Origin of the sequence: Deinococcus aerophilus, from assembly GCF_014647075.1 — a bacterium.
Lineage (GTDB): Bacteria > Deinococcota > Deinococci > Deinococcales > Deinococcaceae > Deinococcus > Deinococcus aerophilus.
Genome location: NZ_BMOM01000002.1, coordinates 98,585 through 118,336, shown reverse-complemented (window position 1 = coordinate 118,336; position 19,752 = coordinate 98,585). Strand labels below are relative to the sequence as shown.

The 19,752-nt window shown below is 69.3% G+C and carries 18 protein-coding genes; 13 read left to right on the top strand and 5 right to left on the bottom strand.

Annotation, left to right across the window (positions count from 1 at the left end):
- From IEY21_RS02040 to IEY21_RS02030, 3 genes are read right to left on the bottom strand one after another with little or no spacing between them, the layout of a single operon-like run.
- Entirely contained in the window at positions 1–2,328 is a 2,328-nt protein-coding gene (locus tag IEY21_RS02040) for a methyl-accepting chemotaxis protein (protein WP_188900832.1), read from the bottom strand.
- A gap of 57 nt (positions 2,329–2,385) precedes the next feature.
- Positions 2,386–2,799: a chemotaxis protein CheW gene (locus tag IEY21_RS02035; protein ID WP_188900830.1), complete on the bottom strand. Its 414-nt coding sequence runs from the start codon at positions 2,797–2,799 to the stop codon at positions 2,386–2,388.
- Between the two features lie 5 nt (positions 2,800–2,804).
- Positions 2,805–3,164 carry a response regulator gene (locus tag IEY21_RS02030; protein WP_188900828.1) on the bottom strand — a complete coding sequence of 120 codons (360 nt, stop codon included), beginning with the start codon at positions 3,162–3,164 and terminating at the stop codon, positions 2,805–2,807.
- 407 nt (positions 3,165–3,571) lie between these two features.
- Here IEY21_RS02030 and IEY21_RS02025 point away from each other — a divergent pair, with 407 nt between their 5' ends.
- The 7 genes from IEY21_RS02025 to IEY21_RS01995 all read left to right on the top strand — a co-directional run bounded on the left by IEY21_RS02025 (position 3,572) and on the right by IEY21_RS01995 (position 9,210).
- Positions 3,572–4,348 (top strand): SDR family oxidoreductase, encoded by a 777-nt coding sequence (locus tag IEY21_RS02025; protein ID WP_188900827.1) that lies wholly within the window; start codon positions 3,572–3,574, stop codon positions 4,346–4,348.
- On the top strand, positions 4,345–4,794 hold the full coding sequence (locus IEY21_RS02020; protein WP_188900825.1) for a MaoC family dehydratase: 450 nt from the start codon (positions 4,345–4,347) through the stop codon (positions 4,792–4,794). The genes IEY21_RS02025 and IEY21_RS02020 overlap by 4 nt, the downstream gene beginning before the upstream one ends.
- Positions 4,795–4,816: 22 nt before the next feature.
- The gene (locus IEY21_RS02015; protein ID WP_188900823.1) at positions 4,817–5,161 is read left to right on the top strand and encodes a hypothetical protein; all 345 of its coding nucleotides are present in this window, start codon (positions 4,817–4,819) and stop codon (positions 5,159–5,161) included.
- Entirely contained in the window at positions 5,158–6,420 is a 1,263-nt protein-coding gene (locus IEY21_RS02010) for an acyl-CoA dehydrogenase family protein (protein ID WP_188900821.1), read from the top strand. The genes IEY21_RS02015 and IEY21_RS02010 overlap by 4 nt, the downstream gene beginning before the upstream one ends.
- Positions 6,421–6,548: 128 nt before the next feature.
- Entirely contained in the window at positions 6,549–7,358 is an 810-nt protein-coding gene (locus IEY21_RS02005; protein ID WP_188900819.1) for an SDR family oxidoreductase, read from the top strand.
- Positions 7,355–8,488 (top strand): phosphotransferase family protein, encoded by a 1,134-nt coding sequence (locus IEY21_RS02000; RefSeq protein WP_188900817.1) that lies wholly within the window; start codon positions 7,355–7,357, stop codon positions 8,486–8,488. The genes IEY21_RS02005 and IEY21_RS02000 overlap by 4 nt, the downstream gene beginning before the upstream one ends.
- Entirely contained in the window at positions 8,485–9,210 is a 726-nt protein-coding gene (locus IEY21_RS01995) for a histidine phosphatase family protein (RefSeq protein WP_188900815.1), read from the top strand. The genes IEY21_RS02000 and IEY21_RS01995 overlap by 4 nt, the downstream gene beginning before the upstream one ends.
- Before the next feature lie 31 nt (positions 9,211–9,241).
- On the opposite strand, the gene IEY21_RS01990 is transcribed toward IEY21_RS01995, so the two are convergent.
- On the bottom strand, positions 9,242–9,955 hold the full coding sequence (locus IEY21_RS01990) for a gamma-glutamyl-gamma-aminobutyrate hydrolase family protein (protein ID WP_188900813.1): 714 nt from the start codon (positions 9,953–9,955) through the stop codon (positions 9,242–9,244).
- A 92-nt stretch (positions 9,956–10,047) separates the two neighbouring features.
- Here IEY21_RS01990 and IEY21_RS01985 point away from each other — a divergent pair, with 92 nt between their 5' ends.
- The 4 genes from IEY21_RS01985 to IEY21_RS01970 all read left to right on the top strand — a co-directional run bounded on the left by IEY21_RS01985 (position 10,048) and on the right by IEY21_RS01970 (position 16,029).
- The gene (locus IEY21_RS01985; RefSeq protein ID WP_188900811.1) at positions 10,048–12,186 is read left to right on the top strand and encodes a molybdopterin-dependent oxidoreductase; all 2,139 of its coding nucleotides are present in this window, start codon (positions 10,048–10,050) and stop codon (positions 12,184–12,186) included.
- 242 nt (positions 12,187–12,428) lie between these two features.
- Positions 12,429–14,678: an acyl-CoA dehydrogenase family protein gene (locus IEY21_RS01980; protein ID WP_188900808.1), complete on the top strand. Its 2,250-nt coding sequence runs from the start codon at positions 12,429–12,431 to the stop codon at positions 14,676–14,678.
- Complete coding sequence (locus IEY21_RS01975) at positions 14,672–15,403, top strand: PIG-L deacetylase family protein (RefSeq protein WP_188900806.1); 732 nt, start codon at positions 14,672–14,674, stop codon at positions 15,401–15,403. The genes IEY21_RS01980 and IEY21_RS01975 overlap by 7 nt, the downstream gene beginning before the upstream one ends.
- Complete coding sequence (locus IEY21_RS01970) at positions 15,400–16,029, top strand: class I SAM-dependent DNA methyltransferase (protein WP_188900804.1); 630 nt, start codon at positions 15,400–15,402, stop codon at positions 16,027–16,029. Before IEY21_RS01975 ends, IEY21_RS01970 begins: the two co-directional genes overlap by 4 nt.
- Here IEY21_RS01970 and IEY21_RS01965 read toward each other — a convergent pair.
- Positions 16,018–17,118, bottom strand: coding sequence for a glycosyltransferase family 2 protein (locus IEY21_RS01965; protein WP_188901021.1), 1,101 nt, complete (start codon positions 17,116–17,118; stop codon positions 16,018–16,020). The genes IEY21_RS01970 and IEY21_RS01965 overlap by 12 nt on opposite strands.
- A 245-nt stretch (positions 17,119–17,363) precedes the next feature.
- Between IEY21_RS01965 and IEY21_RS01960 the strand changes: the two genes are divergently transcribed.
- Together IEY21_RS01960 and glf are read left to right on the top strand one after the other, a co-directional pair.
- A complete protein-coding gene (locus IEY21_RS01960; RefSeq protein ID WP_229752791.1) occupies positions 17,364–18,572 on the top strand; it encodes a glycosyltransferase family 1 protein in 1,209 nt (402 codons plus the stop codon).
- On the top strand, positions 18,565–19,698 hold the full coding sequence (glf, locus tag IEY21_RS01955) for a UDP-galactopyranose mutase (RefSeq protein ID WP_188900802.1): 1,134 nt from the start codon (positions 18,565–18,567) through the stop codon (positions 19,696–19,698). The genes IEY21_RS01960 and glf overlap by 8 nt, the downstream gene beginning before the upstream one ends.
- The last annotated feature ends 54 nt before the right edge of the window (positions 19,699–19,752 follow it).

The window sequence follows — 19,752 nt, the reverse complement described above, 5'->3', positions numbered from 1 at the left end:
TCAGCCCGGCAGACGGAAGCGTGCCAGGCTGCGGCCCAGGCGGTCAGCGAGCTGCTGCAGGCCCTCGGCGGCGTTGCGTCCCTGCTCGGCCGAGTGCTGCGACTGCTGGGCCACGGCGGCGATCTGACCGACCGCACCGCTCATGTGTTGCACGCCCTGCACCTGTTCCTGGGCGGCGCCCGAGATGTCCTGGGCGAACTGCGCGGTGACCTGGGCCAGCTCGCCGATCTCGCGCAGACGTTCACCGGCCTGCCCGGCCACCAGGTAGCCCTGCTCGACCTGTGCGGTGTTGGCCTGCATGCGTCCGGCCACGTCCTGCACGTCGGCCTGGATACCGGCGATCAGCGTGGCGATGCGCGCCGTGGCCTCGGTGGACAGGTCGGCCAGACCGCGCACTTCCTCGGCCACGACGGCGAAGCGGTAGCCGGCCTCGCCCGCACCCGCCGCCTCGATGGAGGCGTGCAGCGAGAGCAGGTTGACCTGGGACGCGATGTGGCCGATGGAGTCCACGATGTCCTGAATCTGCTCGGAGCGTTGGGTCAGCGACTGCACGCGCTCGGCAACGCCGCGCGAGGATTCGCGGATGGCCGATATGCCCTCCAGGGTGCCGGTCACGGCCAGCTGTCCCTGCTCGGAAGCTTCCAGGGCGCGGCGGGCCGAGTCGGCAGACGCCTGGGCGATGGCCGACATGCGGCGGATGCCCTCGGTCATCTCGTGGGCCTGCTGCTGGGCGCGCTCGGTTTCCTGGGCCGTGACCAGCAGGCCCTGGCGGATCTGCTCGGTGGTGTCCAGCATGGCCTGTGAGCCGCCGGTCACGGACCGCGAGGCCTGCTGCACGTTCTGCAACACCCCGGCCAGCTCCTCGGTCATCAGGTTGATCGAGTCCACCACGTTGCCCAGCACGTTCTCGGTGACCTTGCCGCGCCGGGTCAGGTCGCCGTCGGCGATGTCCATGGTCACGTCCAGGAATTCCCCGACGTTGGCCTGCAGCTGCGCGGCTTCCAAGCGGTCCTGCTCGTTCTTGAGTTCGTTTTCCTGCAGCTGCGCCGCCGCCTTGTTGATGGTGCGTCCCAGCTGGCCCAGCTCGTCGGTGCTGCCCAGCTGCACACGCGCGCTGAAGTCCCCGGTACTCAGGCGGCGCGAGGCGTCGGTCAGGCCGCGCAGGCCGCCCAGCAGGTGGCGCAGAATCGCCAGAAGCAGCATGATCGCCAGCGCGACCAGTGTCAGGGTCAGCGCCGCAATGCCCAGCCCCGAGCGCTGCCCGGCGTACTGCACGGCCCGGGTCTCGCCCACCAGGGCGCTCAGGGACGCTCCGCTGAGCGTCTGGGCCTGTTGCAGGGCGCGCGTCACCGAGGCGTTGGTAGCGCTGACGGTCTGGCCCTCGGTGATGAGCGACAGGTTGTCTACGGCGGCCAGCGTCGAGGACTTCAGGCGCCGGGCCTGGGCCACCAGGTCCTTGGGCAGGGTGGCGCTGGTTTCCACGGCGTTGGACACCCCGTCGAGCACCTCGTTCGCCGCCGCCCGCGTCAGCGGAATCAGCGCCGTGAGCGCCGTGACCTCGTTGACCGCCGCGCCCCGGTTGGACTGGATGCTGCGGGCGAGCAGCTCGGCCTGGGTCAGCTCAAAGCGCAGGGTGGTCAGGTGATTCAGGCTGGCCTGCTGCAGGGCGAAGATGCTGCTGCGCCCTGCCCCTACCTCCAGCTGGCTGAGGCGGGCAATGTCGGCGAGCATGTTTTCCAGGCCGGGTTGCAGGGTGCCGTAGCTGCTCGCCACGTTGCCCGGCGAGGCATACTGCACCGACCGGCGGAAATCGTCCCAGGCCAGTTTGAACTTGTCGGTGGGCAGTTCCTGGCGCAGCTGGGCGCGCAGCTGCGCGTTGGCGCTGCGTCCGTCCTGGGCCGAGAGCAGGTCCTGCAGCTGTTGCAGCGCCTGGGTCACGTTCTGACCGGCTGCATCGCGAGCCTTGCGCTCGGCGGCCCCGCCGCCCTCGACCGCCCCGGCACTCAGGGCGTAGGCGCTCAGGCTGGCGTGAAGGCTGTCGACCGCCTGTGCGAACGGCAGGGCCTGGTGGGCCAGGTTCACGGGCTGCAGCAGCTGGCCCTGCAGCCGCGAGGTGGTCACGCCCAGCACCACAGTGGGAATGGCGAACAGGATTCCGGCCAGCCCCAGCTTCTGGGCCACGCTCAGGCGGTCGAGCAGCCCCAGCGCGCGGCGCGGCTTCCCGGCGGCGCGGCCGGTGTTGGGGCGCGCGTCAGTGAATGGGCGCGCGGCACCTGCTGGGCTCGGAAGACTGGTCGGGTCGGCGGTGGTGGGCAACTTCTGTAGCATGGGTGCTCCTGGTGGGGCGGGGGCGGAACGCGGCGGGCGGCTTGACCGGGGCGGTCTTCAGGCGGGCTGGAGGCGGGTGCCGATGGCCCCGACCAGGGCGGTGAGGTTCAGCAGGGACGCCCGGGTCGCGCCGAAGGTGGCGTCTTGCAGCAGGGCCGCGCCGGGAGTGGGCGCGGTCTCCTCGGTGACGTTGCCCAACACTTCCTCGATGGGCAGAAGCAGCGCCTCGCCCGCGTGGTCACACAGCAGGACCAGCGGGGCGGCTTCCTGCGGCTCTGCGGACAGTTCGGCGAGCAGGGCCAGATTGACCAGCGGAACGGCGCGGCCCCCCGCGGGCATCAGGCCCAGCAGGCTGCCCCCGGTGGCCGGCAGCGGCGAGACATGGCCCAGCGGCAGCACCTGCCGGGTCTGCCGGGTGGGCAGCGCCAGCATCCGGGATGAACTGCGGAACAGCAGGAAGGTCTCGGCCATGGAAGTCAGACGTGCCGGTCGATCAGGCTCAGCAGCTGCTCGGGGGTGTAGGGCTTGATCAGGTAGTCGACGGCGCCCTGACGCAGCCCCCACTTCACGTCGGATTCCGCCCCCTTGCTGCTCACGAACACGACCTTCATGCCCTCGGCGGCGGGCAGGCGCTTGAGGGCGCGCAGGGTCTCATAGCCGTTGCGTTCGGGCATCACCACGTCCAGCAGGGCCAGTTGCGGGCGCTCCTTTTCCACCGCGGCCTCGGCGCCCTTGGCGTCGGTCAGGGTCACGCAGGAGTGGGCGCTGCCCTTGAGGGCCTCGGTCATGAAGCGGATGTCTGCGGGAGAGTCGTCAACAATCAGGATCTTTGCCATGGTCGTACCTTCCTTCTGAGGGGGAGATGGTGTGCCCGGGAACAGGAGCGCAGCGGCCATTCGCACGGGCGGGAAACGGGGTTTACGCTGCACTTAGGGGGCACTCATGTGCCCTGACCCTAGAGGCAGGCCCCGAACAGAACTCTTACAATCCGGAGAACCAAAACGCCTGTGCACACCGGTTGAAATGGTTCTTCCGGAAGTCCGGCCATTTCTGCAGGAGCGCCGCAGCAGGTCCGCGTCCTGGCCGTCCGCTTCCCCGCCGGGTCGGGAATGTCCCCAGACGTTCATAATTGACGCGCACGTAAACTTCGGCCTATGCTGAGGGCCGCTCTTCAACCTGTTGCGCTCCACGCCCCCCCGGCACGCTGCCTGCAGCCACGTCTCTCTGACACGGAGGTCCACCGATGCCCCTGAAAGAACTGTTCGACCTGAGCGGGAAAATCGCCCTTATCACCGGAGGCTCGCGCGGCCTGGGTCTGCAGATTGCCGAGGCGCTGGGCGAGTACGGCGCGACGGTGATCCTGACGGCCCGCAAACAGAACGAGCTGGACGAGGCGAAGGCCCACCTGGCCGATCTGGGCATCACGGCGCACGTCTACACCAACGACCTGAGCGATTTCGGCAGCATCGACGCCGCCGTCGAGCGGATGGTCTCGGAAGTCGGGCAGATCGACATCCTGGTGAACAATGCCGGAGCCACCTGGGGCGCGCCCACCGCCGAACACCCCCTGGACGCGTGGCTCAAGGTGATCAACGTCAACCTCAACGGCACCTTCCTGATCACCCAGAGCGTGCTCAAGCGCTGCATGCTGCCGCGTGGGGCGGGCCGCATCGTGAATGTCGCCAGCGTGGCCGGCCTCAAGGGCAACGACCCGCGCATGACCCCCACGGTGGCGTACAACACCTCCAAGGGCGGACTGGTGAACTTTACCCGTGCCCTGGCCGCCGAGATGGCAGACAAGGGCGTTACCGTCAACAGCATCTGCCCCGGCTACTTTCCCACCAAGATGACCAAGGGCACCATCGCCTACGGCGAGCAGTCCATCCTGGAGAACACGCCGATGCACCGCCTGGGCGGGGAACACGACCTCAAGGGTCTGGCCCTGCTACTCTCCAGCGACGCGAGCGCCTTCATGACCGGCCAGAACATCGCCGTGGACGGCGGCGTCACCGCCCTGTGAAGCCTGCCGAACTCAGCGCCCACCTGGGACAGCAGGTGGCCCTCTCCGAGTGGATCGAGATCACGCAGGAGCGCATCAACGCTTTTGCCGATGCCACTGGGGACCATCAGTTCATTCATGTGGACGCCGAGGGGGCGGCTGCCGGACCCTTCGGTGCTCCCATCGCCCACGGCTTCCTGACCCTTTCGCTGCTGGCCGGGGAGTTCTCGGTGCGGGGCGGGGCGGTCAGCATCGAGGGAGGGCGGATGACCGTGAACTACGGCCTGAACCGGGTGCGCTTCATCTCGCCGGTCCGGGTGGGCCGCCGCCTGCGCAACCGCGCCGTGCTGCAGTCCGCCGACCACGGGGAGGGCCACGTCCAGATCACGGTTCTGAACACCATCGAGATCGAGGGCGAGGAGCGGCCTGCCGCCACCGCCGAGAGCGTGTTCCGGGTCTACCTGTGACGGCCCTGTCCGCCACCTTTTCATGAAGACCGGTACCACCTACACCCTGGAGCGCGGCGCGGAGGTGCTCGGCACCCTGACCGTTGCCAGTACGGAGGGCTTCGCCGTCCAGGCCACATTCGATCCCACACCGGCTTTTGATTCCTACCGGCCCCTGTTCGACGAGGACGCCCGCTTTGCCCACCGGCTGGCCGCCGACCCGGACCCGGACCTGCTGGAACAGGCCGAGGCGGTCATGGAGCGCATCCTGGCCCTTGGCCTGATTCTGCGCCGGGACGGCGACCTCGGCCACCGCACCTTTCTGATCAGTATTGAGGACCAGACGGCCAGCTTCCGGCCCCTGACCCCCGAGGAGGAACCCCTATGACCGTATTCGACGTCTCCGACCGCTCGCGCGACCTGCGCGCCCGCCTGAGCTCCTTCATGGAGGAGCACATCTACCCCAACGAGGCGGAAGCGGCGCGGCAGATCAACGACGGCGACCGCTGGCATCACCTGCAGCTGATCGATGACCTCAAGCCCAGGGCGCGGGAGGCCGGGCTGTGGAACCTGTTTCTGCCGCCCGCCAGCGACCCGGACGGCACCTTCGGTCCGGGGCTGAGCAACCTGGAATACGCTCCGCTGTGCGAGATCATGGGCCGGGTATGGTGGGCGCCGGAGGTCTTCAACTGCGCCGCGCCCGACACCGGCAACATGGAGGTGCTTGCCCGTTACGGCACCCCCGAGCAGCAGGAGCAGTGGCTGATTCCGCTGCTGAACGGAGAGATCCGCAGCGCCTTTTCCATGACCGAGCCGGATGTGGCGAGCAGCGACGCGACCAACATCGAGTCCAGCATTGTGCGTGACGGCGACGACTACGTCATCAACGGCGAGAAATGGTGGACCTCGGGAGCGGGCGATCCCCGCTGCGCCATCAGCATCTTCATGGGCAAGACCGACCCGAATGCCGAGCGCCACCTGCAGCAGAGCATGATCCTCGTTCCCCTGGACGCGCCGGGCGTGACCAAGGAGCGCATGCTCACCGTCTTCGGTTACGACGACGCGCCGCACGGCCACGCCCAGATGACCTTCAAGGACGTGCGCGTGCCGGCGTCAAGTCTGCTGCTGGGCGAGGGCCGGGGATTTGAGATCGCCCAGGGCCGCCTGGGGCCGGGCCGCATCCACCACTGCATGCGCCTGATTGGACAGGCCGAGCGGGCGCTGGAACTGATGGTGGCGCGTGCCTCTGAGCGTGTGGCCTTTGGAAAACCGCTCTCGGCACACCAGCATGTCCGCGAACTGATTGCGCAGAGCCGCATGGAAATCGACCAGGCCCGCTTGCTCACCATGAACGCCGCGCACATGATGGACACGGTGGGCAACAAGGAGGCGCGCGGTCAGATCGCCGCCATCAAGGTGGTTGCGCCCAATATGGCGCTGGCCGTTATCGACCGTGCCATTCAGGTCTTCGGCGGCGCGGGCGTCAGCCAGGACACCCCGCTGGCGATGATGTACGCCCAGGCCCGCACCCTGCGTCTGGCCGATGGCCCGGACATCGTTCACATCGGTACGGTGGCGAAAGAAGAGCTGCGCCGTCAGGGCGAGGCGGCGCGTGGGCGCGAAAGCGTGTTCTCGGCCCCCAGGTGAGCTGAGCCCGGGCCGCCGTCTGAGAGGGAGCCGAGCCCCCTCGGACGGGCGGCCCGCCTTGCTCCTGACCGCAGAGCCGGCACCCAACGGCCGGCATCCTTTGCCCTCTCCCCACCACGAGGAACTCCATGGAAATCAAGAACAAGATCATCGTTGTTACCGGTTCCGCCTCCGGCATCGGGCTGGCCCTCGCCACGCGCTTTGTGCAGGAGGGGGCCACCGTGATCGCCTCGGACCGCAATGCCGAGGTGGGTGCCCAGAAGGCCGCCGAGATCGGCGCACGATTTGTGGCCGCCGATGTGGGCCAGGAAAAAGACATTCAGGCCCTGATTGACAATGTGCTGGCCGCCGAGGGACAGATTGACCTGTTCTGTTCCAATGCGGGCATCGCCATCGGTGAGGGGCCCGAAACGCCGGACCGGCAGTGGGACCTGATTCACCGCGTCAATGTGATGTCGCACGTCTGGGCGGCCCGGCACCTGCTGCCGCACATGCTCGAGCGTGGCGAGGGCCACCTGCTGAACACCGCCTCGGCGGCGGGCCTGCTCACCGAACTGCACTCCGCGCCCTATGCCGTGACCAAGCACGCCGCACTCGCCTTTGCCGAGTGGCTGGCAATCACCTACGGCGACCGGGGCATCAAGGTCGCGTGCCTGTGTCCGGAAGGCGTCTGGACCCCCATGATCCAGAACGCGCCCATCCTGCAGCAGACTGCCGTGACCACCGACGTGCTCGTCGAGGAGACGCTCAAGGTGCTGCGCGCCGACGGTTTCCTGATCACCACCCACGACACCACCCTCAAGGGCTTTCAGACCAAGGCGCGCGATTACGGCGAGTGGATCAGCAAGATGCGCCACCTGCGCACCAAGGCGATGGCGCTGCTCGGCCACGGAACGGCCTTTGAAGGTACGGCCCCCCGCACGGAGGGCCACCCTTGACCCGTCCGGAAACTTCTGCTGTCCGTCCCGGCGAGGAGCTGCCGCTGGACCGGCTGCGTGAGGTCGTGCGCGGGCGGATAGCGGGCGACCCGCAGACCCTGGAAGTGCAGCAGTTTCCGGGCGGGTTTTCCAACCTGACCTATCTGCTCCGGATGGGCGAGCACGAGTACGTGCTGCGCCGCGCACCCCTGGGGCCGGTGGCAAAGGGAGCGCACGACATGGCCCGCGAGTACCATCTGCTGGAGAAAATCCATCCGGTGCTGGCGGTGGCCCCCGAGCCGCTGCTGCTCGTCGAGGATCCGGAGGTGCTGGGATCGCCCTTCTACCTGATGGAGCGGCGGCGCGGCGTGATCGTGCGGACGAGGATTCCCGCCGAGTACGCGGCGCGGCCCGGCGCTCCCCGCGAGATGTCGCAGGCGCTGGCCGACACGCTGGCGGACCTGCACGCGGTGGATATTGACGCGGCGGGCCTGCGGTCCATCGGCAAGCCCGAGGGCTTCAATGCCCGGCAGGTGGGCGGCTGGGCCGGACGCTGGCGGCGGGCGCGCGAGCTGCTGAAGGACTCGGGAGATCTGCCCCCGGCCGCCGAGCTGCGCGATGAACTGGTGATCGCGTGGCTGGAGGCCCACACCCCCGCGGAATCGGCCCACACCCTGGTCCACAACGATTTCAAGCTGGACAACCTGATGCTCGACCCCGCCGATCCCTCGAAGGTGGTGGCCCTGCTCGACTGGGAGATGACCACCGTGGGCGATCCGCTGGTGGACCTGGGCCTGACCCTGACGTACTGGACCATGCCCGAGCAGCCGGGCCGCGATCCGAACGAGGTGGGGGCCAGTTTTCCCGGATTTCTGAGCCGTGAGGAGCTGATCGCCCGCTACGCCGAACGCTCGGGCCGCGCCGTGACCGATGATGTGGTGCGGTGGTATGAAGTGCTGGGGCACTTCAAGCTGGCGGTTATCGTGATCCAGATTTTTGCGCGCTACCGTGCCGGGCAGACCAGCGATCCCCGCTTTGCTCCGCTGGCCGGGCAGGCCGAGTGGCTGATTCGTGAAGCGTGGCTCAGGATCTCGGCGCAGGCCACGCAGGGCGGGGGAGAGGTCGCGCCGCCGGATGGGCCGGGCCAGTGAGTGAGCTGATTCTGGTCCGCCACGGCCAGGCCACGCCCTTTGAAAAGGACACCGACCGCCTCTCGGACCTGGGTGAGCAGCAGGCCCGCGCGGTGGGCCTGGGTCTGGCCGCCGAGGATTTCCGGCCCACGCATGTGTTTCACGGTCCGCTGGTGCGTCAGCGCCGCACGGCGGAACTCGCGGCGGCGGCAGCGGAATTCACGGATTCCGGGGCTCCGCCGCCCTGGCCCGGCGCACAGGAAGAGAGGCGGCTGGCCGAGTACGACGGCGACGGTCTGATCCGGACCCTCGCGCCCCTCCTCGCGGCGCAGGACCGGGACTTTGCCGGTTCGGTCCGGACCTTTCAGGAACGGCGGGATGCGCCGGACCGCAACCGCTCGTTTCAGCTGATGCTGGAGGCCCTGGCGGGGGCGTGGCAGGCCGAGGCCGTCATCCATCCGGAGGTGGAGGGCTGGTCCGCCTTCCGCGCACGGGTACACGGCGCCCTGACCGACCTGCTGCGGCTGCCCTCCGGGTCGGCCGTGCTCGCCTTTACCAGCGGCGGCGTGATCGGGCTGATGGTGGCCCTGGCCCTGGACGCCCCGGACGCGGCGGCCCTGCGTCTGAACTGGCGGGTGCGCAACGGCAGCCTGACGCGCTTTACCTTCGGCGGCGGCCGCCTCAGCCTGGACTCGTTCAACGAGGTGTCGCACCTGCCGCCGGAGCTGCGCAGCTGGCGCTGAGGCCGGAGCCGGTGCCATCCTCCGGTTCCGCTCAGTCCAGCAGCCGCATCAGCGCCGTGAAGGTCCCCAGCGCATGGGGGTGCGCGGCGAACAGCAGTTCCGGGTGCCACTGCACGCCCACCACGCCGTCGCCTTCCAGACCCTCCACAAGTCCGTCGGGCGCGTGGGCGGTGGCGCGCAGGGCGGGCGCCACCCGGTCCACCGCCTGATGGTGAGAGGAATTGACCAGCGCCCGTTCTCCGCAGCCCCACGCTGCGTGCGTCTGCGCGAGCAGGCTGCCGGGCGTAAAGGTCACCTCATGGCCCAGGGTGCCCGCGTGCCCGCGCTGGGCATGGTCGGCCCAGGCCTGCGGGACCTCCGGCAGATGCTGGTGCAGCGTGCCGCCCTCCAGCACGTTGATCAGCTGGATGCCCCGGCAGATGCCCAGCACGGGCTTGCCGTACTCGCGGGCCGCGCGGTACAGCGCGGTCTCAAAGGCGTCGCGTTCCTCGTCCACCTCGCCCAGGCCGCGCCGGGGATGCTGACCGAAATGCCGGGGATGTACGTCCACCCCGCCCGAGAGCAGCACGGCGTCCACCCGCCCGGCATATTCCGCGGCCCGGTCGGGCAGCACCGGCAGCAGCAGGGGCAGACCGCCCACCCGTTCCACCGCCTCGGCGTAGCGGCGCGACAGGCCGTTGTGGGGACGGGCGGTGGGCTCGGCAAACTGCGAGGTGCTCAGGCCGATCAGCGGGCGGGCAGACATGACCCAAAGATAGCGGCGCAACAGCCCCGACGTTCCTTCCATGCCTTCCATGACACACTGAACGCACTGACAACTCCCTGGAGGTTTTTCCGATGACCCACCCCGCTGCGTCCCACTCTGCCGCTCCCCTGCCCGCCGACGGCGTGTATTTTCGCGCCTGCAACCTGTGCGAGGCCATCTGTGGCCTGCAGATTACCGTTCAGGGGGGCCGGGTCACCGATCTGCGCGGCGACCCCCTCGACCCCCTTAGTCACGGACACATCTGCCCCAAGGGTACGGCGCTGCCCGATCTGCACGCCGATCCGGACCGCCTGAAACGTCCGCTGCGGCGCGAGGGCGAGACCTGGACCGAGATGGACTGGAACGAGGCGCTGGATTACGTGGCCGCCCGGCTGCGCGAGGTCGGGGAGCAGCACGGTGCAGACGCCGTGGCGACCTTTCAGGGCAATCCCAGCGTTCACAACAGCGGCACCCTGCTCTCGGCGGGCAGCCTCCTGAAGGCCCTGGGCAGCCGCAACCGCTTCACAGCGACGAGCATCGACCAGCTGCCGCACCACTTTGCGGGCACGGAGATGTTCGGGCATCCCTTCCTGCTGCCCATTCCCGACATCGACCGCACCGACTTCATGCTGATCATGGGAGCCAACCCGCTGGCGAGCAACGGCAGCATCATGACCGCGCCGGGCGTGCAGGGGCGGCTGAAGGCCATCCGCGAACGCGGCGGCCGGGTGGTGCTGCTCGACCCGCGCCGCACCGAGAGTGCCGACCACGCCACCGAGTTCCACTTTATCCGTCCCGGCACCGACGCCTATTTTCTGCTGGGACTGCTGAACGTGATCTTTGCCGAGGGTCTGGAGCGGCTGGGGCATCTGGCGGACGTCACAGACGGACTGGACGCGGTCCGGAGCGCCGCCGCGCCCTTCTCGCCGGAACGGGTTGAGGAGCGCACCGGCGTTGCCGCCGAGACCCTCCGCGCGCTGGCCCGCGATTTCGCCGCCGCGCCGCGCGCCGTGGCGTACGGGCGCATCGGCCTGAGCATTCAGGAATTCGGTGGGCTGTGCCAGTGGCTGCTGAACGTGCTGAACACCGTGACCGGCCACCTGGATGCCGAGGGCGGCGCGATGTTCACCCGGCCCGCCTTCGACCTGCTCGCCCGCGCGAAGAGGGGCGAGGTCCACCACGGGCGCTACCGCTCGCGCGTGCGCGGCCTGCCCGAGTTCGACGGCGAACTGCCCAACGTCACCATGACCGAGGAGATGACCACGCCCGGCGAGGGCCAGATTCGCGCCCTGGTGACGGTGGCGGGCAATCCGGTGCTGTCCACCCCGGACGGCGCGGCGCTGGACCGGGCCCTGGCGGGCCTGGACTTCATGGTCAGCATCGACCCCTACCTCAACGAGACGACCCGGCACGCCCACGTGATCCTGCCGCCTGCCTTCGGGCTGGAAGTCTCACACTACGACGCGACTTTTCATCTGCTTGCGGTGCGCAACACGGCACGTTACTCGCGGCCCGTCTTTCCCATCGCCCCCGACCAGCGCTTCGATTACCAGATCTTCCTGGGCCTGACCGAACGCCTGACCGGCAAGGCGGGCACTGTGCCCGAACAGCGCCTGGACTTTGGCCTGCGGCACGGTCCCTACCGGACCAGTGTGGAGGAACTGGACGCCCAGCCGCACGGGGTGGACTACGGCCCGCTGCAACCGTGCTTCCCGGAGCGCCTGCTGACCGCGAGTGGACGGCTTAACCTCGCTCCGGCACCCATGCTTGCCGATCTGCCCCGGCTGACGGCGGCGCTGGAGACGGCTCCGCCCCCGCTGGCGCTGATCGGGCGGCGGCAACTCCGCAGCAACAATTCCTGGATGCACAACACGCCCCGGCTGATGCGCGGCCCCGCGCGCTGCACCCTGCAGCTGAATCCTGCAGATGCGGGCGAATTCGTGGACGGTCAGGTCGTGGAGGTCCGCTCGCGCGTGGGGACGGTGACCGTGCCGCTGGAGCTGACCGACACGGTGATGCCCGGCGTGGTCTGTCTGCCGCACGGCTTCGGGCATGGGCGTGCGGGCGTGCGTCTGGGGGTGGCGCAGCAGCACGCGGGGGTCAGCGTCAACGACCTGACCGACACGGCGCGCATCGACGCCCTGACCGGCAACGCCGCCGTCAACGGCACCCCGGTCACGCTGCATGCGGTGGCGGCCAGTGAGGCGGTGGGGGAAAGCGCCGCGGACTGAGCGGCCCCTGACCCGGGAACATGCGGGCGGCCCCGCAGGCCCCCCCGCGGCCCGGACCGCTGAGGTCAGCTCCTGGCCTCCTGGGTTGCCCAACCGTGCAGGAATATTTAACTGGTCCTCAGCCGCCTGAAATGGGGTGACGGCAGGCTGGGGGCGTGACCGTGCCCTCGCCCGTTCCATCGCCGCGCGTCGGGCCGGATAATTCCCTGTCCACCGGACCGCCCCTGTTTGCATCGTTCTTCATGGGCGGGTTTGAGTGCAGCACCCAGCGCAGACCCTCGGGGCGGCGCATCGACGTGATCGACGCGACCGCGCACGACCGCTTCGCCGTGCAGGATTACGCCCGCCTCACGGCCTCAGGGCTGCAGACCGCCCGCGACGGCCTGCGCTGGCATCTGATCGAGCGCGTGCCTGGGGAATACGACTTCACCTCCGCACTGAACCAGGCGGTGGCGGCGCGGGAGGCGGGCGTGCAGGTGATCTGGGACCTGCTGCACTACGGCTACCCCGATTTCATTGACCCCTTCGCCCCCGACTTTCCGGAGCAGTTCGCCCGCTATGCGGCGGCGGCGGCGCGTTTTCTGCGCGGACATACCGACGGCCCGCTGTGGATCTGTCCGGTGAACGAGATCTCCTTCCTGGCATGGGGAGCGGGGGACGTGGGGTACCTCAATCCCTTCGCGCAGGGACGTGGCCCGGCCCTCAAAGCGGCCCTGGTCCGCGCCGCCATCCTGGGCATGGACGCCGTGCGCGCCACCGACCCCCAGGCCCGTTTCCTGCACGCCGAGCCGCTGATCAACGTGGCCGTTCATCCCGAAGCCGCCGGCGAGGGGGGGGAGCGCCGCGCTGCCGAGCTGCACGCGGCGCAGTATGAGGTCCTGGACATGCTGCTGGGCCGTCTGCACCCGGAACTCGGCGGCGCGGAGCACTATGTGGACGTGGTGGGCCTGAACTACTACCCCCACAACCAGTGGTGGCACCACGACCAGACCGGCCACCGCACCCCGGTTCCGCCCGGCCACCGGGACCACCGCCCTCTGCGCGATCTGCTCGCCGACGTGCACGCCCGTTACGGCCGGCCGCTGCTGATTGCCGAGACCGGCACCGAGGACGAGGAGCGTGCGCCGTGGTTCGAGATGGTGACCCGCGAGACGCGGGCTGCCCGCGCCGCGGGGCTGCCGCTGCACGGCGTGTGCCTGTACCCGGTGGTCAACCACCCCGGCTGGGATGACGACCGCCACTGCCACAACGGACTGTGGGATTACGCCGATCCCCAGGGCCACCGTCCGGTGTACGCGCCGCTGGCCGACGCGCTGGCCCGCGCTCAGGAGGAGGATGGCCGGGGAGAGGGGGAGCGGCCTGCGCCCTCCGTGTCCTTCAGCGTGCCGGATCTGCTTGCCCGTGTGGCCCGCGCCGCTCCCACCATCGCCGCCGAGGCCGCTGCCTGTGACGCCGCGGGCACCTTCCCCGTCGCCTCATTCCGCGCCCTCAGTGACGCGGGCCTGCTGGCGGCTCCGGGCGCCCCCGGGCTGGAGGGTGAAACGCTGCTGACGGTGCTGCGGCGGGTGGGCCGCGCCAGCCTGCCGGTGGGGCGCGTCTATGAGGGGCATGTCAACGCCCTGCACCTGATCGCCCGGTTCGGCCGCGCCGCCCAGCGTGAGCGGGCAGCCCACGACGCCCGCCACGGGGAACTGTTTGGGGTGTGGAACACCGAGGAGGCCCCGGGGCTGCAGCTGGAGCCTGCGCCGGGTGGCTGGCGGCTGGTGGGCAACAAGACCTTCACTTCCGGCGCGGACGCCGTGACCCGGCCCCTGCTGCCCGCCGAACTGCCCGGGGGCGCGGGGCGCGTGATGGTCGTGCTGCCCGCGCCCGTGCCCCGTGAGCGCTTTGACCCGGCGTTCTGGCAACCGCTGGGTATGCGGCCCACCGTGAGCCTCCGCGCCGACCTGACCGGCCTGACGGTGGAGGCGGCGGACGTGATTGGGGAGGCCGGCGACTACTACCGGCAGCCCGAGTTCGGCGGCGGCGCGCTGCGTTTTCTGGCGGTGCAGCTTGGCGGCGCGGACGCCGTGCTGGAGGCGGCCCGGAGCGTGCTGCGGGGACTGGACCGCACGGGGGATGACGCGCAGCGCCTGCGCTTTGGCGCGGTGGCGGCCCGACTGGAAGCGGCGTGGCAGGTGGTGCTGAAGGCGCAGCGTGGGCTGACCAGCGCCGGGGACGCCGGGCAGACGCGGTCCCTGGCCTACGTGGCCTTGGCCCGCGAGCTGACGGAAGACGCCTGTTTGCTCGCCTGCGAGGCCACCGAACGTGCCGTGGGGGCACGCGGTCTGCTCGCTCCCCACCCGGCCGAGCGGTTGCTGCGCGACCTGCGCATGTACCTGCGCCAGCCCGCCCCGGACGCTGCCCGCCTGCAGCTGGGGGCCTACGTGCTGGACGCCCCCGACCTGCCCGACGCCGCTGTCAGCGTGTGGGATGGGGAGGCCGGATGGTAAGCCAGACATGGGCTACGGCCCCCCCACCGCTGGACCCCCGGACCCTGCCCGGGCCGGTGTGGGTGGTCGCGCCGCATCCCGATGACGAGGCGCTGGGCTGCGGCGCCCTGCTGTGTGCCCTGACCGATCTGGGGCAGGAGGTCTGGGCGCTGCTCCTCACCGACGGAGGCTTCTCGCACCCGGCCTCCCGGGCCTATCCGCGCCCGCGTCTGGGAGAGCTGCGCCTTCACGAGTGGCGGTCTGGCCTGGCCCAACTGGGCGTGCCGCCGGACCGCACCCGCGCCCTGGGTCTGCTCGATGGAGCCCTGTCGGGGTACGACCCGGTGGAGGTCCGGGAAGCGGTGGGGCGGGCCTTTGCCGCCGCCCCACCCGGCACCGTGCTGATGCCATGGAGCCGTGATCCACACCCCGACCACCGCGCGGCCTGGAAGCTGGTGGGGGCGGCGGTTTCCTCTGAGGCCCGGCGGCTCGCCTACACCGTGTGGCTGCCCGAGCGCGGCGGCCCCGCCGACTGGCCGGCTCCCAATGAGGCCACTCCGTGGAGGTTTGCGGTGGGAGCGGCCCGCTCCCGCAAGGCCGCCGCCGTTGCCGCCCACGCCACCCAGCTGGGCCTGATTACCGATGACCCGGCCGGGTTTACCCTCGCGCCCGGGATGGTGGAGCGGGCGCTGGACGGCCCGGAACTGTATTTCGAGGTCCTGCCCCCCACCAAGGAGATTCCATGACCCTACCCGAGAGCTATTTCGAGGATGTGTACGCGGCCAATGTCGACCCCTGGAACTTCAGAAGCAGCCCCTATGAGGCCGCCAAGTATGACCGCACCCTGGCGGCGCTGCCCCGGCTGCACTACGCACGCGCGCTGGAAGTCGGCTGCTCCATCGGCGTCCTAACGTCCCGGCTGGCGGCGCGGGCAGAAGAGTTGATCGCGGTGGACATGAGCGAGCGGGCGCTGGCGCAGGCGCGCCGGGAGAATGCCGACCGCCCCAACGTGACGTTCGAGCGCCGGCAGCTGCCCCACGACCTGCCGCGCGGTCCCTTCGATCTGATCGTGCTGTCCGAGGTGCTGTATTACCTCTCACCGGAGGATTTGGAGCGGGCGCTGGACGCGGTGCTGGCCCGGCTGGTGCCGGGGGGAACCCTGTTGCTGGTTCATTGGACGCCCCACGTTCACGATTATCCACAGACCGGGGACGCGGTGCATGCGGCGACCCTGGCGCGGGTGGGGCACGGATTGTGTCACCGGCATGCCGAGCGGCACGGCGACCGGCGGGAGGGCTACCGTCTGGACGTGTTCGAGCGCACGGCCCCGTGCCGGCTGGGAGACAGAGGGATGGGCCGCTCAGGCCGGTGAGCCCCTCTGGACCTCCACCGGCTCAGCGTCCGGCCGGGCGCCGACGTACAGCAGGGCCCGGATTCCCTCCAGTGCCTGCGCCACGGGCACGGGCGGGTACTGTCTCATCCACACACCTTCTTCAAGGCGGGCCGCGTGGGCGGCTTCCAGGGCCTGGCCCAGGGTGGGCGCCTGCAAGGCCCGGCACAGCCTCTCCGGTGTGGTCAGCCACAGGGCGCACAGGTCGCCGTTACAGATTCCGCGATACCGTGCCCTGAGGGCCGCCTCCGCGCGGGCCAGGGCCGCAACCTCCGCGCCGCCGGGCACGGTCCAGGCGTCCGGGCCGCAGCGCCACTCCGCGAGCTGGGTGGACAGGCCCACCGGGACCCGGCCGGTCAGGCGGGCACTGGTATGGACCCTCGCGTGGGGCGTGTGGCGCAGCGTCAGGTCCGCGCGGCGCAGCGCCTGCACCAGCGCCACGTCCTCCAGACACGCTACGTCCGGAATGCCGCCTACGGCGCGGTAGGCCCGCACGCTCAGCGCCAGACTGGCCCCGAAGTGCTGCCAGTGGTTGGGCCAGGGATCGGCGGGGTCGGGATTCAGGCGGGCGGTGAGTTCGCAGGCGGCCAGCCGGTAGGCGTCGTCAAGCTGTTGCGTGTGGTGGATGATCGGGTCGGCAATTCCCCTGGGGTTCAGCAGAATACGTCCGGCGGCGGCGTCGGCCCCCGCCTGGATGGGGGCGAGGAGCTGCCACAGCCAGTCGGGTTCCGGACACGTGTCCGCATCGGTGCTGACGAGCACGCCGTCGTTGCCTGCCAGCACGGCGGCCCAGTCCATGGCCTGCCGGCGGGCCTCGACCACGCCTGCCCGTTCGGGTGGCAGGCACACCTCACGGACCCGCAGTTTCAGCCCAGCCGGCGTGGCCCGCCGGGCCTGCTGCGCAGTCTTGTCCCGGCAATTGTTTGCCAGCACCGCCACCGTGTAACCGCTCAGGGGCCGACCCCCGCCGTCCACTTGCTGTCCCAGCGCCCGCAGCGTCGCCCCGATTCGCTGCGCCTCATCGCGGGCAGGCAGGGCCACAACGACGTGGGAGAGATAACGGGGAAACATGGACACGGGGAATCAGCGTAGCGTTTGCCCACCGCCCCTCCACTGTGTTCGGGGGCATATTCTGGCCTTCCCAGAAAGTGGCTCTGCGTTTCATGAAAGCTTCATTCTGGGCAGAACATTGGCAAAAATTATGTGTGGATATGAACCGCGCCGGGTTAGTTTGAAGCGATCTCCTCGCCCACCTCAGCGCCCATCGGAGCGTTCGGGAAGCGATGTGACCATTCCAGATTCCGGGGGAAAATGTCATGTCCGAACTCTTGTCGTCCGTTCGCTCTGCCTGGGCCACTGCTCCCTCACTGATCGTGCTCGCACACCTGCGCTGGAACTTTGTGTTTCAGCGGCCCCAGCACCTGATGACCCACGCGGCGGCCGGGCGCGCCGTCTATTACATCGAAGAACCTGTTTTTGGCGACCATGACGACCACTGGGTTCGCCGTACCGAGCCCTCGGGGGTCATGGTCTGCACGCCGCACATCCGCGTGGGGCTGTCTCCCACCGAATCCCAGGCCCGCACGGCCCGGCTGTTAGGGGCGCTCGTCCGGGACGAGGGATTGGCGGCATATGACCTGTGGGTCTACACACCCATGGAATTGCCGGTTGCGGCGGGGTTAAGTCCGCGCCTGATCATCTACGACTGCATGGATGAACTCGCCAACTTCAAGGGCGCTCCCCCCGAACTGCGGGTGCGGGAGCAGGAGCTGTTTGCCCGTGCCGGAGTGGTCTTCACCGGCGGTCAGCGGCTCTACGAGGCCAAGGCCGAGCGGCATCCCAACGTGCATGCTTTTCCCTCCAGCGTCGACAAGGCCCACTTTGCGGCGGCGCGTGGGGGGCCGCAGGACCCGGCCGACCAGCGTGCCCTGCCGCGGCCCCGCCTGGGGTTTTACGGCGTGCTGGACGAACGCTTTGACATTGAGCTGCTGCGCGAAGTGGCCCGCCGCCGTCCGGAGTGGCAGTTTGTCATGCTGGGTCCGGTGGTCAAGATCGACCCGGCTGAGCTTCCCCGGGCCAAAAACATTCATTATCTGGGAATGAAAGCCTACGCCGATCTGCCCGCCTACCTGGCCCACTGGGACGTGGCGTTGATGCCGTTCGCGCGCAACGCCGCCACCGAGTTCATCAGCCCGACCAAGACGCCCGAGTATCTGGCGGCGGGTGTTTCGGTCGTTTCCACCGGTATCCGTGACGTGATTCGCCCCTACGGGGATCTGGGGCTGGCCCGCATTGCCGATGGCCCGGACGCCTTCGAGGCCGCCTGTGAGACTGCGCTGGCCGAGGCTGGAACGCCCGCCGCCGCCGGGCGACAGGACCGTGCCGACCGGTACCTGGAGGAGCTGTCCTGGGAGCGCACCTGGGCCGAGATGAGCGCCCTGATGGAAACGGCCGCCGAACGGATCCCCCCTGCGAGCCTCTCCGCCGCACCTGCCGCCGAGGCGCTGGCGGGTTCGCATGACTGATTCCGGCGCTGCTCGCTCCAAGGCGGGCTTCGACTATCTGATCGTCGGCGCGGGCTTCGCGGGCAGCGTGCTCGCCGAGCGCCTGGCCAGCGCCGGCAAGCGGGTGCTGATCGTGGACCGTCGGCCGCATATCGGCGGCAACGCCTACGACCGCTACGACGACGCGGGCGTGCTGATTCATCCCTACGGACCGCACATCTTCCACACCAACAGCCGCGAGGTCTTCGAGTACCTGTCGCGCTTCACGCAGTGGCGGCCGTACCAGCACCGGGTTCTGGCGAGCGTGGACGGTCAGGAACTCCCGATTCCCATCAACCTCGACACCGTCAACCGGCTGTACGGACTGAACCTCACGTCCTTTCAGGTCGAGGACTTCTTCGAGTCGGTGGCCGAGAAGGTGGAGGCGGTGCGCACCAGCGAGGACGTGGTGGTCAGCAAGGTCGGGCGCGACCTGTACAACAAATTTTTCCGGGGCTACACCCGCAAGCAGTGGGGGCTGGACCCCAGCGAACTCGACGCCAGCGTGACGGCGCGCGTGCCCACCCGCACCAACCGCGACGACCGCTACTTTGCCGATACCTATCAGGCCATGCCGCTGCACGGCTACACCCGCATGTTTGAGGAGATGCTCAGCCATCCCCACATCAAGGTGATGCTGAATACCGACTACCGCGAGATTCTGGAGCTGATTCCGCACGGTCACCTGATCTACACCGGCCCGGTGGACGCCTTCTTTGACTTTCAGTACGGCAAGCTGCCGTACCGCAGCCTGGAATTCCGCCACGAAACCCATGACCGCGCACAGTTTCAACCGGTGGGTACCGTGAACTATCCCAACGACTACGCCTACACCCGCATCAGCGAGTTCAAGCACATCACCGGCCAGCGCCACGAGCGCACCAGCGTGGTCTATGAATACCCGCAGGCGGAGGGGGACCCGTACTATCCGGTGCCGCGCCCCGAGAACGCCGAACTGTACAAAAAATACGAGGCGCTGGCCCGTGCCCGCCGGGACGTGACCTTCGTGGGCCGGCTGGCGACCTACCGGTACTACAACATGGATCAGGTGGTCGCGCAGGCGCTGGCGACCTTCCGGCGGCTGGAGCAGGAGCCTGCGCGGGTCTAGCGCTGGCGGGTGAAGAGCAACATGGAGGGGCCGCTCCGGACGAAGGAGCGGCCC

What these genes read in the sequence shown, in the direction of transcription:
- IEY21_RS01990 (WP_188900813.1), bottom strand. Translation starts at nt 9,955, where the DNA reads ATGTCTGCCCGCCCGCTGATCGGCCTGAGCACCTCGCAGTTTGCCGAG.
- IEY21_RS01970 (WP_188900804.1), top strand. Translation starts at nt 15,400, where the DNA reads ATGACCCTACCCGAGAGCTATTTCGAGGATGTGTACGCGGCCAATGTC.
- IEY21_RS02025 (WP_188900827.1), top strand. Translation starts at nt 3,572, where the DNA reads ATGCCCCTGAAAGAACTGTTCGACCTGAGCGGGAAAATCGCCCTTATC.
- IEY21_RS01985 (WP_188900811.1), top strand. Translation starts at nt 10,048, where the DNA reads ATGACCCACCCCGCTGCGTCCCACTCTGCCGCTCCCCTGCCCGCCGAC.
- IEY21_RS01960 (WP_229752791.1), top strand. Translation starts at nt 17,364, where the DNA reads ATGTCCGAACTCTTGTCGTCCGTTCGCTCTGCCTGGGCCACTGCTCCC.
- IEY21_RS01975 (WP_188900806.1), top strand. Translation starts at nt 14,672, where the DNA reads ATGGTAAGCCAGACATGGGCTACGGCCCCCCCACCGCTGGACCCCCGG.
- IEY21_RS02010 (WP_188900821.1), top strand. Translation starts at nt 5,158, where the DNA reads ATGACCGTATTCGACGTCTCCGACCGCTCGCGCGACCTGCGCGCCCGC.
- IEY21_RS02030 (WP_188900828.1), bottom strand. Translation starts at nt 3,164, where the DNA reads ATGGCAAAGATCCTGATTGTTGACGACTCTCCCGCAGACATCCGCTTC.
- IEY21_RS02015 (WP_188900823.1), top strand. Translation starts at nt 4,817, where the DNA reads ATGAAGACCGGTACCACCTACACCCTGGAGCGCGGCGCGGAGGTGCTC.
- IEY21_RS02005 (WP_188900819.1), top strand. Translation starts at nt 6,549, where the DNA reads ATGGAAATCAAGAACAAGATCATCGTTGTTACCGGTTCCGCCTCCGGC.
- glf (WP_188900802.1), top strand. Translation starts at nt 18,565, where the DNA reads ATGACTGATTCCGGCGCTGCTCGCTCCAAGGCGGGCTTCGACTATCTG.
- IEY21_RS01965 (WP_188901021.1), bottom strand. Translation starts at nt 17,118, where the DNA reads ATGTTTCCCCGTTATCTCTCCCACGTCGTTGTGGCCCTGCCTGCCCGC.
- IEY21_RS02035 (WP_188900830.1), bottom strand. Translation starts at nt 2,799, where the DNA reads ATGGCCGAGACCTTCCTGCTGTTCCGCAGTTCATCCCGGATGCTGGCG.
- IEY21_RS01980 (WP_188900808.1), top strand. Translation starts at nt 12,429, where the DNA reads ATGGGCGGGTTTGAGTGCAGCACCCAGCGCAGACCCTCGGGGCGGCGC.
- IEY21_RS02040 (WP_188900832.1), bottom strand. Translation starts at nt 2,328, where the DNA reads ATGCTACAGAAGTTGCCCACCACCGCCGACCCGACCAGTCTTCCGAGC.